General features: G+C 38.4%; 7 protein-coding genes. All 7 read right to left on the minus strand.

Annotation, left to right across the window (positions count from 1 at the left end):
• Positions 1-7 precede the first annotated feature (7 nt).
• Complete coding sequence (locus tag HUW50_RS08240; RefSeq protein ID WP_066338079.1) at positions 8-1,384, minus strand: alpha-L-fucosidase; 1,377 nt, start codon at positions 1,382-1,384, stop codon at positions 8-10.
• Positions 1,385-1,450: 66 nt separating this feature from the next.
• Positions 1,451-2,323, minus strand: coding sequence for a sugar phosphate isomerase/epimerase family protein (locus tag HUW50_RS08245; RefSeq protein WP_066338081.1), 873 nt, complete (start codon positions 2,321-2,323; stop codon positions 1,451-1,453).
• A 33-nt stretch (positions 2,324-2,356) separates the two neighbouring features.
• Positions 2,357-3,391, minus strand: coding sequence for a family 20 glycosylhydrolase (locus tag HUW50_RS08250; protein ID WP_066338082.1), 1,035 nt, complete (start codon positions 3,389-3,391; stop codon positions 2,357-2,359).
• Between the two features lie 16 nt (positions 3,392-3,407).
• On the minus strand, positions 3,408-4,415 hold the full coding sequence (locus HUW50_RS08255; protein WP_066338083.1) for an asparaginase: 1,008 nt from the start codon (positions 4,413-4,415) through the stop codon (positions 3,408-3,410).
• A 95-nt stretch (positions 4,416-4,510) separates the two neighbouring features.
• A complete protein-coding gene (locus HUW50_RS08260; protein ID WP_185653826.1) occupies positions 4,511-5,812 on the minus strand; it encodes a glycoside hydrolase family 125 protein in 1,302 nt (433 codons plus the stop codon).
• A 99-nt stretch (positions 5,813-5,911) separates the two neighbouring features.
• A complete protein-coding gene (locus HUW50_RS08265) occupies positions 5,912-8,629 on the minus strand; it encodes an alpha-mannosidase (RefSeq protein WP_185653827.1) in 2,718 nt (905 codons plus the stop codon).
• A gap of 131 nt (positions 8,630-8,760) precedes the next feature.
• Positions 8,761-11,907, minus strand: coding sequence for an alpha-mannosidase (locus HUW50_RS08270; protein ID WP_066338090.1), 3,147 nt, complete (start codon positions 11,905-11,907; stop codon positions 8,761-8,763).
• Positions 11,908-11,911 lie beyond the last annotated feature (4 nt).

An 11,911-nucleotide genomic window follows, 5' to 3' on the forward strand; every position in this document is an offset into this window, starting at 1 on the left:
TAATTGGTTATGTTAACCTAAATACATGAGCGATTGGAGTATTTTCTTCGGTTTCTACTACTTTTGGCATTCTTATAGATATTCCTTCTTCCGTCTGACTAAATTCAAGATTTTCTTCTCCGCCAAGCATATCGATACGATGGACCTTTTCAGTATAAGGAATGTAAATATTTTCTTCCTTATAACGATCATCTTCGCTTTGATATAACCGGAAACAGTATGCTGTTTCACCTTTTCTTGTGTAAGCAAGTCCTTCTTTGAAATACGGTGCACAAATGCGTGTACCATAGACGGCTTCACCGTAAACTTTCAACCAAGCTCCTAGCTCTTTCATCCTTTTAATTGCTCCCTCAGGTAAGCGCCCATCAGGTTGTGGTGCAACATTTAATGCAAGATTTCCGCCTTTGGATATGATTTCAATCAACGTGTGGACAATTTCGCGAGTAGGCTTATATTTATCTTCATATTTAAAAGAAAAGGAAGTTCCCATTGTTATACAACTTTCCCATGGCACACTCATCGGACCTTCAGGAATTGTCTGTTCAGGGGTAATATAGTTTTCAAACTCCCCGCCGATGGTACGGTCAGCTGTAAGCAACCATGGCTGTATTTCACGGGCCCTTTCCACCACTTCGCCGAGGCGGATGTCCTGTTTCCCTTTACCTACCCAACCTGCATCTAACCACAACACATCAATATGGCCATAGTTGGACATTAATTCCATAATCTGATTATGGGTAAAGGTCACAAACTTTTCCCATAACCATGGATATTCATCAGGATCATATGATGGACCGCGCCACGTCTCTCTGCCACGTGCCATGCCAGGAGCCCAATAGTAAGGTGTATTCCAATCAGCCTTAGAAAAATACGCAGCTATCCCTAAGCCCTTTTCACGAAACGCATCAAAAACATGCTTGCATATATCCGAATACTTATGACTGTGAAAAGGACACTCTGATGAAGTAATACGGTAATCTGTCTCTTTCGTATCCCACATACTAAAGCCATCATGATGCTTCGTCGTGAAAATGAAATATTTAAAACCGCCCTCTGCGGCTAAATCAGCCCAAACTTCAGGTTGAAAACGAACAGGGTTAAATGTTTTATTTAGATTGAAATATTGTCGCTTAAATTCCTCGCCATCTTCTTCCCAGTCAATATCCGTGCGAGACCAATCGCCATCCTTATCACTTAGTGCCCATGATTCCACAACACCAAGCTGAGAATAAGGCCCCCAGTGCATCATCAAGGCTAGTTTTTGGTCCTTAAACCATTCAAGACGTTCCAATAACACTGGGTCTTCCGGTTTAATCCATTTCTCTTCCGCACTATAATTATGGACACCATTATTTACTTCCTTGTCTTTCGATTCAGTCGTCATTTTTCCATCCCTTTCAAGTCGCCTTTTCTATGAATATATCAATCCTAGTAAGTGCCTTTTAAGAAATTATGCTTCCTCCCAGAAACGCCTTAAATTATCCAGGCCAATTTTACAAGCTTCTCGGCATTCTTCCATTCCTTCAAATTCCAATGTGACATATCCGTCATAACCGGAATCTTTAATCAATTTCACAATTTCTCTTATTTCAATATCACCCTGTCCAACAATTGCACCTCTTAAAAAGTTACCGTTAGACGTTTTAAACCATTTTCCTGCACCTGGATCTTCATAGTAAGGTCGGAAATAAAAATCCTTAAAATGAACAAGTGATGCATATGGCAGGTTTTTCTTCACACCTATGATGGAGTTTTCATCGACACACATAAAATTCCCTACATCCAATGTTGTTTTAAAGTTAGGTCTGTCCACTGCTTGCAGTACTCGTTGGACACGATCACTATGCTGTACAGCAACACCATGATTTTCAATTGTTGTTGTTATCCCGAATTTTGCTGCATAGTCAGCGATACGGCGGCTTCCTTCAATGATTTGCGGCAGGCTGTTCTCAAAGTATTCAATGGTCATTTTCTCAGGTGGTAATGTAAATGCAGTCACATCATGGCGCATATGTTTGATCCCCATGCGGTCTAAAAGATCTACATGTTCCTTCAACCGTGCAACCTCTGCTTCAAATTCTTCCTCCGTATCCTGAACAAAATTTGCAGGCATTGAATAGTTTGATAGTTCAATCCCAACTTCTTTTGCTTTTTCTCGTACTTTATCCGCTAGTTCCAGGTTATCTACTAAAGTAAATCCATAAGGGACAATTTCCATATGTTCTCCACCATTGTCGGCAATCCACTCGACAACATCTAAAACATCCATTTCTCCCGCTTTAATTGCATCTAGCAAACTATACGTACTTAATCCTAATTTCATCTCACATCACCTCTAATTTAGTATTTAGTAGATTTACATTCTATTCGCTAGCTTTTTCGTTATGACATCGAGTGTTCGATATAACTCATCGAGCTCCTCTAGTGTTTCATCACATCCGATAGTAGACGTCCTATTTATAAATCTTTCAAAAGACTCTTTATTCCAGCCGTTCCATGATGTCACAAGCATACCTGGCATCTTATCTTCTGCCCCTTGTTCCCCAGCCTGACGTTTGCTTTCATTTAGCAAATCTACCGCAGCATCTGTTTTGAACCAACAGGCAGGAATGACGGTAAAGCCTTTTTCAATAAAATTCCCAATCGAAGGATACGAATTCAATCTTTCATAATGCCAATCCATAATGACAATATCTTTAGGGATATGATCAATTGCTTTATGTGTACCAAACGTGTCCCCTTCCCATTGGTCATAGCCCATCTTTTCACTGTCGTTTAAGCGATCTCCCCACATAAACATTTCAACACCGCGCTCTGTTACTAAATGCTTGTACATATCATTTACGACCTTCGCAAATAAATCAGCTCGATCCTTTCCTTTACAGCGAGGGCAGTTATCATCTGCTATTTCATATACTTCATCCATTCCAACATGAAATGCATCCGCACTGAAAGCATCGATAAGTTCATCCATTAGTTCAAATACAAGCTGATTAACGTCTGGATGTTCCGGACACCAGCTTCTGCAAAAGATGTCAGGCCACTCTGCATCCATAGGCACATACGGTGTTTCATCAAATTCAGGATACGCTTTCAGTATTGAATTAGGTGCTCCACCCCACCCTTGGTGTCCAAGACATTGGAATAATGGGATAAGTCGTATCCCATTATTTTTACATACTGCGGCTATTTCCCTTGCATCCTGCTTTGTTAATGTTCCACCAGTGACTTCAGGGTGTGACTCATAGACAAAAGATGTATTGCATTCCAAAAGCAAATGGTTTATTCCTTTTGGGGCCAATACCTTCTCAATAAATTCCTTGAATGGATCGACCAAGTCATGTGATCCGAATCTTAAATGAAACGCGCGTACAGGTTCTGTTACATTCACTTGTATACACTCCCCATTAAACTTCTGCTAATTTAAATACAGCTTCTTTATTCCCTACAAGCTTGTTGTTGTCGTTATATATTTCCTTTTGAGACAATTGATACAACCTTTGGATGGTATTCTTATTTTCATACTCGATTTGTTCGAGAATACTTGCAACGATTAATGGCCATTGTTCCTCAGAACCGTCCATTACTTTTAATGAAAAGCCTAATTTCTCCTCTTTTAATCCAAAGCAATAAACCCCTTGCGCCCCGCCTTTTGCAACGATATTGTCATCCATTAACAAACTTGTACATATCGCATTTGTTCCGGAAATAATATCTGGATTTTCATTCATGATGCTTGTTATTTTCAAAACTGCTTCTTGAATGGATCGGTCACAAATAAGCTCTGGTCTTGCAAATCGCAAGTAGGCGTTTGCAATATACTTAAGTGGTAGCGCGTAAACAGGAACACCGCATCCATCCACCCCAGTCCTGATTTGCTCAACATTACACCCGGAAATACTTGAAAGAGCACGGATAATTTCCTGCTGTACTGGATGTTCCATTTCGAAATATCCTTCCGTGCTAACACCAAGGACTTTTGCAAGGGCGAGCATTCCTAGGTGCTTACCAGAACAATTATGGTATAACCTTCTTTTAGGTTGATTTTTTTTTAAGAGTGCATCCTTTGCCTCTGGATTTAGCGGATATGTCGGGTGGCATAGCAATTTTTCTTCTGCTACCCCGATTTTATCCAGTAATTTCTCCAGTTCATCGATATGGAATTCTTCACCTCGATGTGATGCAGCGATTAGGGATGTTTCCCGATTCGTTAGCTTGAAATGCTCCTGAATATGATTAGCAATTGCTGGAATCGCCTGAATTGGCTTTAATGCGGACCGCAAAAAAGTCCAATGCTCTGAATCTCCTACCTCGTATTTGATCATTCCCGTTTCATCCACTCCACAAATATGACCAGGGTGGATATTTTCAAGAAAGCCATTTCGATAATCATTAACAAGAACTTCATAAATCATTGTTCCACCTCCATAATCACTGTTTGTTTATCCCACATTAACGGGAAGTAAAACTCCCTCTTATGGAAGTTTCACTTTATCTTTGTTACTATTTGCTACTTCTCTAAAGGACTGCCTTTTACAAACAAATGACATTGACTTAACAAAAATTCACTAAACATCGAATTGGCCCATGAGAACCAGGGCCTTGTATATTTTTCAGGTTCATCAACATGAAATCCTTCGTGCATAAAGTTTGTATTTGCATCGGTGTTTTTAAACAGCTCAAGAATTTCCTCTTTCTCCTCATTTGTTAATGCCGTCATCCCCTGGATCGCAAGAGCGATGTGCCAAATATACTGTTCAGGTGTATGTGGACTGCCAATCCCTTTCGCCACCTTCCCCTGATAGTAGTAAGGGTTTTCAGAACTTAAAATAAAATTTCTCGTGTTTTGATAAATTGGATCTTCTGCATTGCAATAACCTAAGTACGGAAGTGCAAGAAGACTAGGTACATTCGCATCATCCATTAGGTTGTAATTTCCGAGTCCGTCTGTCTCGTAGACGTAAATGGTTCCATAGACTGGATGTTCAACTTTACCGAAATTTTGAATGCCCTGATCAATTTCATTCGCCAATTCAAAAGCAGTTTTCGCAAGATCTTTATCATGAAGAACTTCTTCAGCTATCTCCTTTAATTGTTTTAAGACAACTACAGCAAACATATTGGCAGGGATTAAATAACCATACTGGCAAGCGTCATCACTAGGACGAAAACCACTCCAGGTCATTCCCGTGTAGCCAATAGGAGCCCCTTTTCCATCATGTGATAATGTATCCTGTGTGGGACAGTTATCCCTTTCAAACATGTAGCTAGAATTTTCTTCATGGTTTTGCTCCGTCTTCCAAGTTTCGATTATTTTGGCAACAGCTTCCCGGAACATTTCATTAAATTGAGATGTTCTTCCAGTTGACTTCCAGAATAAATAAGACAATTGAATTGGATAACAAAGTGAATCAATTTCATATTTTCGTTCCCATAGAAGTGGTGTCATCTCTGTCTTATCATCATGGTATCTCTTTCCATTTGCTTCTTCGTTAAACGCATTTGCATATGGATCATGAATAATGCAAGATAATTGTTTTTTTATCACACCTTCAATTAGGTCTGCCATTTTCTCATCATGTTCAGCAAGTAGTAAATATGGGCGAACCTGTGCAGCTGAATCCCGTAGCCACATTGCAGGTATGTCACCCGTAATCACAAATGTCGTTCCATCATCCTGAGGTCGAATGGTTGTTTCATAGGTATTGGAAAAACAATTTTCAAACATTGTTTGTACTTTTTGATCATGAGCGAATGATGATTTTACTTCATCTATTAATGCTTTCATTGATCGTGGTAATTGTCCTTGCATGGAGTACTCACTTCCCTTTCTAGTAGTCTTATAGTCATGTCCCGAGTTAAAATGTTGCGCATTGATTCATGCTGCTCACTATTGAACTCATTTTTCAAATTAATTTTTTTCAAATCCTAGTGTAACGATTTCATGATTACGAACTGAAACGTGAACAGCTTTATTGCCATCAACATGTAATGATTTCTCTTTTTCTTCGATCACATTACTTTTATACGTATTCTCATAAGTTTCTGATGTCTTGACGATCAGAGTCTCACTTTCATCAGCCATATTAAACCAGCGCATCATGACATCGCCAGATTGTTTAGATACTTTCATAGAGGAAAATGCTAGATTAGCAGATTCCCACCGGACAAATGAATGAACAGGAGGCAATTCACCATCATGAAGACCTGTCTGTTTCAATGACCAAGGTACTTGATATTGGTATGCATCTTTATATGCCTTAGCCGCGCTATCTTTTCCATCATGTGGATAGATGCAAAATGAAACAGTCTGCTCTCCCAAACACTGTGCTTCAGGTGTCGGAAAATATCCCCAATCGCCAAGCTCTCCTACAGAGCGCAGTAGAGTTACCGCTATCGTATTCCGACCATCACGGATTATTTCATACTCATTTAATCCAAGATTCGCAACAGTCAAGCCTTCAACTTCATTACTTACATCAACAAATGCTTGCTGATGCTGTGAATGATCTGGGTTCGTCCATTCTTGTGACGGCTCGTTGGTTCGTTTTGCTATTTCAAAGATTGAATCAGCATGATGGACATCTGTTTTAATATCTGTTGGAAATAATGCTCTGAGACGATGGTCCTTCGCTTGGTTGTTGAAAGATGTTTTAACGTCTATTCCTTTGCTATTCTTTGCTAACGTTACAACTGTTTTGATTGTAAACGGAACCTTCTCATCTACACGTTCTGACTTTCTGCCAGTAAACCAGACAAGCTCTTTTTGCTCTTTATCTAGTAAATCTGATGCGCTTGCCGGAATTTCCCACTCTTGTACAATCTCATATGCAGCCTGGAATGGTGTATCTTCGATGATGTTTACCTTTGCAATTAAGTCTTTTGTTGTAAGCGCTTGTTCATTATTCGGCTGCTTGTACATATATTCGTTACCGATATCACCTGTGTCTTCATACACACATAGGTCTTCAAATGTACGTCCATTTACTTTATTGGTTACAGTTAAGGAACCATTTTCATTAATTTTTACATTTACATAATTATTTTCCATTTCATTTTCATTTATGATTAAGGAACTATTATCATTATGTTTTGAAGATGAAACCCATGCATATGTCGTAAAGCCTAGTGCCGGTACTTTTTCTGCTTCAAATGTTAGACGAACTCTTCTAGCCATATACGGTTGACGGAATTTCTCTTCCGGCAGATCATAATCAAAAGCGATTCCTAAATCTTCCACCTTGCAATGATATTCAGTTCCTTTATCATCAACTAATGTTCTTTCTCCTAGTGGAAATCCTTTAAGCTCTTGTTTGTTTACTCCTGCTGAGAAATAATCTCTTTTTACATCAAGTGTAATAGAAACTACTCCTGTACGGTCCCATCCAGTCGTGTTATATACAGTAAATGGAAGTGCATCTTCACCCCATTTTTTAAAACTAGCTGTATTAATTTTTTCGGAAATGGACTCGAGACTTTCATCAATGATCATCTCAGCTACATGTTTACTCTTCTCAAATCTTGTGACCATTTCACGGTGAACCTCATCAACACTGCAGCCGCAAATGCTGTCATGCGGGTGATTTTGCATTAGTGTCTTCCAAGCGTACTCAATTAAATGATGGTGGTAATCTCCTCCTTGTAAATAGGCGAATGCTGACAGTGGTTCTGCCACTTTCTCAAGGAGTGTCTGACTAAGTTGATTCATTTGTTTAATATATACGCGTGCGGATGCTGTATTAACAAGCGTGCCCCATCCGTCCGTCTGCTGGCTTCGCAGCTCTCCTTCAATTACTTTTAAATTTTGCGGTAGTGATGCGGCAAGTTTGCCTACATAATCATTAAAATTTGAATGAATAACTTCGATATTCGGATATAACGTTTCAGCAACTCGAATGGCTTCTGGCAAATCAGTTTGGATTGGCTGATGATCACAGCCATTCATCATGAGCATATGTGGGCTTGCTGCATATTTTTCTAAGGATGCAATGTGCTGCTCCCAATATTTTTGGGCTTCTTTTTCATCTGTTGGTACTTCATTCCCATTGCAGTACCAATTTGCAAATAAAATACCGAGAACTGATGACCCATCTGGGGAGCGCCAAAGCATTTCTGAATAGGGCGATTCATAATTTTCTGCTTCACTGACAGTATTGTTAAATCCTGTTGGCTTCACACCTCTTCCGAAGACAGCATTGTTAATACCAGCCTGGCTTAAGATTTGTGGTGCCTGGCCGATGTTTCCAAATGAATCAGGAAAATAGCCGACCTTTGAAACGCCTCCCCAAAGCGCTGCATCTTTCATCCCGTATTGAAGATTGCGAATATTGGCTTCACTGCTTGTCAAAAATTCATCCTGCAAAATGTACCAAGGGCCAATATGGAGCCTTCCCTCTCTGACGAACGTTTGAAGCTTTTCCCGCATTTCAGGGCGGATTTGTAAATAATCATCTAAAATGATTGTTTGTCCATCAAGATGATAGCTTTTAAAATCAGGATTGCTTTCCAATGTTTCTAGCAGCCTATCCATCAGCTTCGTTAAGAGGACATGGTGCTTCTCATATGGTAAGTACCATTCCCTGTCCCAATGGGTATGAGAAATGATATGGATATATTTTTTATCTTCCAATTTTAAACCTCCAAAAAATGTTACTTGCAGCAGAAAGAGCCATTCACTTGATTATTTGGCTTATTCCACAAAAAATGATTTTCATCTAATCTTGGGTTTTAACTTAATCATCCATAAAAGGTACATCTTAACTACTTCGTTACGTGGAATGTACAAATCTCAAACGGGTGAAACTTCCGATTAATATTTCCGTCTTCCATCAACAACTTATTTACGAATTTCTCAAGTAAATTTGTTTCATTCGTCTCTCTAGCATTGATCATTTGACTAAACTGCATTTTAGCAGAAGTTTCATTCCCTTTAGATTCATACATTCTTAAAATAATTCCATTTTCACTTTCAGCTTGTTTAATTGAATCAACGATTACACTATCACTGTTTATGTTAATAAATGCCATTGAATCTGGTAATTTACCAGAATGTGACGATGTCTTGACAACGGATAATGGAGAATTTAACTCTTGTCCTTTTCTAACCGTTTCTCCTTTTCTCCAATCCCCTTCATGAGGGAATAATGAATACGTAAATTCATGCTCCATTATATCGGCTTGGGTATCAGGCCATTTTGCAGCACGTAATAGTGATAGCCTTATTTTATTTCCTTTTATGTCATAACCATATTTACAATCATTTAATAAACTTACACCATAATTCCCCTCTGAAAGGTCTGCCCACCGTTGTCCACATACTTCATATTGTGCTTGTTCCCAACTTGTATTATTGTGAGTAGCACGTTCAATTGAACCAAACGGAATCTCATAAGTAGCTTTAGGGCTAAAAACATTTACCGGAAAGGAAACCTTTAACAGTTTATGTTTTTCTATCCAATCTACTTTTGTCTTAAAATCCACTTTTTTACTGTTATGATAAAAGGTGATTTCTTGAGTCACTAGTGAATGATTCACTTTCCATTTGAATTCCAATTTATCTGTAACAGATCCTTTATGAATTACCCTAGCTTCAATTAATTGAGGATTTACCAAACGCTGTTTTTCAAAGTTCGGATCTATGTCCCAAGCATCCCAATCAGTTGGTAAGTCATCAAATAATTGCAACTCATTCGCATATTCTCCATTTTTAATAATTTCTTTTTCAGCTTTCTTATCATATAATCGGCCAAGCCAACCATTTTCAGTAAATTCCACTTTATAATTAGGTGTCTCCCAAAGACCATTGAATTCTTTAGAATATGCTACTTCTAGCTGCTCATCAGCATCCTTTAACCACACTGTTTTATACCCTAATTCTGGAATACGATCAATGTGAGCATTGAGTGTTACAACTCCATCATCGCTTACAATACATTCTGTTACATACCTGTTCCCTTGTTTATCAATCAATTCTTTATTTAATAGTTCTTTCCCACCTGTAATCGTTATCACTTCATCACGTGTCCAGCTAAGGCTGTTTAGTAGAATAATAGGTTGGCCGTCACCTTCTGTATTTATTGATTCAGCGATATAGTGAATAGCTTCGTCCTTTAATTTTGCACCAATGTCAAATACCTCTTTATATTGTTTCTCTGAAAGTTCATATACTGGTGAAATGGATGTACCTGGTACAATATCATGGAACTGATTGAGCATGATTAGCTTCCAATTTTGGTTTATTTCCTCCATAGGATATGGTTTACCTAGGGCGATGTGAGCAAAACTATTCCAAATCTCTAGTTCTCTATAAAGAGCCTCTGCTTTTCTATTATTCTTTTTGGTTTTTGCATGAGTCGTATAAGTGCCGCGGTGTAGTTCTAAGTATAAATCTCCATACCAGCTAGGTAATTGGGGCTTTTTTGATTCAATTCTCTCAAAAAAGTCATGAACCTTATCAAATTTCACATCTGGCATTCCGGGAAGATTGCTAGACCGTTCCAAATACTCAATCATTTCCCTTGTGACACCACCGCCTCCATCACCATAGCCATAGACCAACATCTTCTCAGGATACTCGCCCTTTTGTTTATAATCCTGCCACGTACTCTTAATATCTGCTGGTTGTGTTTGCTGACCAAGAATATTATGTAAATAAGATATGATCTTAGTACCATCAATTCCTTCCCAATAAAAAAGATCATAAGGGAAACGATTGGTATCATTCCAATTTAGTTTTGTTGTCATAAAAAAGTCTGTTTCAGCCTTTTTTAGGATTTGTGGTAAAGATGCACAATAACCAAAGGTATCTGGTAACCACTCGACTCGAGGTTCTAAACCAAATTCATCTTTGAAAAATTTCTTACCATAAAGTAGTTGTCGGACAAGGGATTCACCTGAAGGAATATTCAGATCAGGTTCTACCCACATACCACCAATAATTTCAAATCGACCCTCTGCTACTTTTTGCTTTACTCGTTCATAAACTTTTGGCTGATATTCTTTTAAGTACGCAAACAACTGAGGTTGACTTTGAGCAAATTCAAATTCATTGTATTCTTCTAATAATGTACAAACACTAGAAAATGTACGAGATCCTTTTCTTATTGTTTCTTTTATAGGCCATAACCAGGCAATATCAATATGAGATTGACCAATAGCTCGAATAGTTCCTTCTCTATACCCTGATAAATCTTGGATTGTTTGTTTTAAACCTCCCTCTAACTTTGTAAGTAATTCCTGGTCAAGGAGTGTTTCATTACTTGGCATACCAAGCTTATCAACTACCTTTTCCATCGCTTTAAAGAGTAAATGGTAGCGAGTATCACTTTTATCAAATAATACTGCCGTCTTATAACAAACTTCCAATAGGTATAAAAGACTTTGTACTTCCTTATTTATTAAGACCAAACTACTTTGTTCCAAATATGCTGCCGGTGGATCAGTTTCTGGACCTGCAACTAGGTTAAATCCACGTAGTTCATCTTGAGGAATTCCGACTGGGTTAAATAATTCAACATGTACATGTAACATATTGTTTATTAACTGTTCAGGTGGAATAACCACAAGAGCACGATTTCGATCTAATCCTTGTGTTGGTATTCCTTGTAATGATAAAAGTCCCTCACTATAAGATTGCTTTCCATTACCATTTACTTTAAATACGATACCTACGTTATCCTTTTTCCAATTTGATGGAATTTCTACTTCCTTTTCAAGAAACACCGTCATACCAGAGTCCGCAACTAAATCACCAATATTCACCACTAAATCTTCGGTGTTTTCCTTATGGTTGGCATACTCTCCAGGGTTTATATAATGAGCTCTTTTAGCTTTCCAGCCTTGGAGTTCTAGTTGATCCTTATACTGATTTGCCTGTAAGATCCGAATGATACGTTGAATATGCTGCATTTTT

Origin of the sequence: Metabacillus sp. KUDC1714 (assembly GCF_014217835.1) — a bacterium.
GTDB classification, from domain to species: Bacteria; Bacillota; Bacilli; order Bacillales; family Bacillaceae; genus Metabacillus; species Metabacillus rhizosphaerae.

Excerpts from the sequence above, each read along its gene's own strand:
- HUW50_RS08240 (WP_066338079.1), bottom strand. The coding sequence starts at position 1,384 with ATGACGACTGAATCGAAAGACAAGGAAGTAAATAATGGTGTCCATAAT.
- HUW50_RS08245 (WP_066338081.1), bottom strand. The coding sequence starts at position 2,323 with ATGAAATTAGGATTAAGTACGTATAGTTTGCTAGATGCAATTAAAGCG.
- HUW50_RS08255 (WP_066338083.1), bottom strand. The coding sequence starts at position 4,415 with ATGATTTATGAAGTTCTTGTTAATGATTATCGAAATGGCTTTCTTGAA.
- HUW50_RS08260 (WP_185653826.1), bottom strand. The coding sequence starts at position 5,812 with ATGCAAGGACAATTACCACGATCAATGAAAGCATTAATAGATGAAGTA.
- HUW50_RS08270 (WP_066338090.1), bottom strand. The coding sequence starts at position 11,907 with ATGCAGCATATTCAACGTATCATTCGGATCTTACAGGCAAATCAGTAT.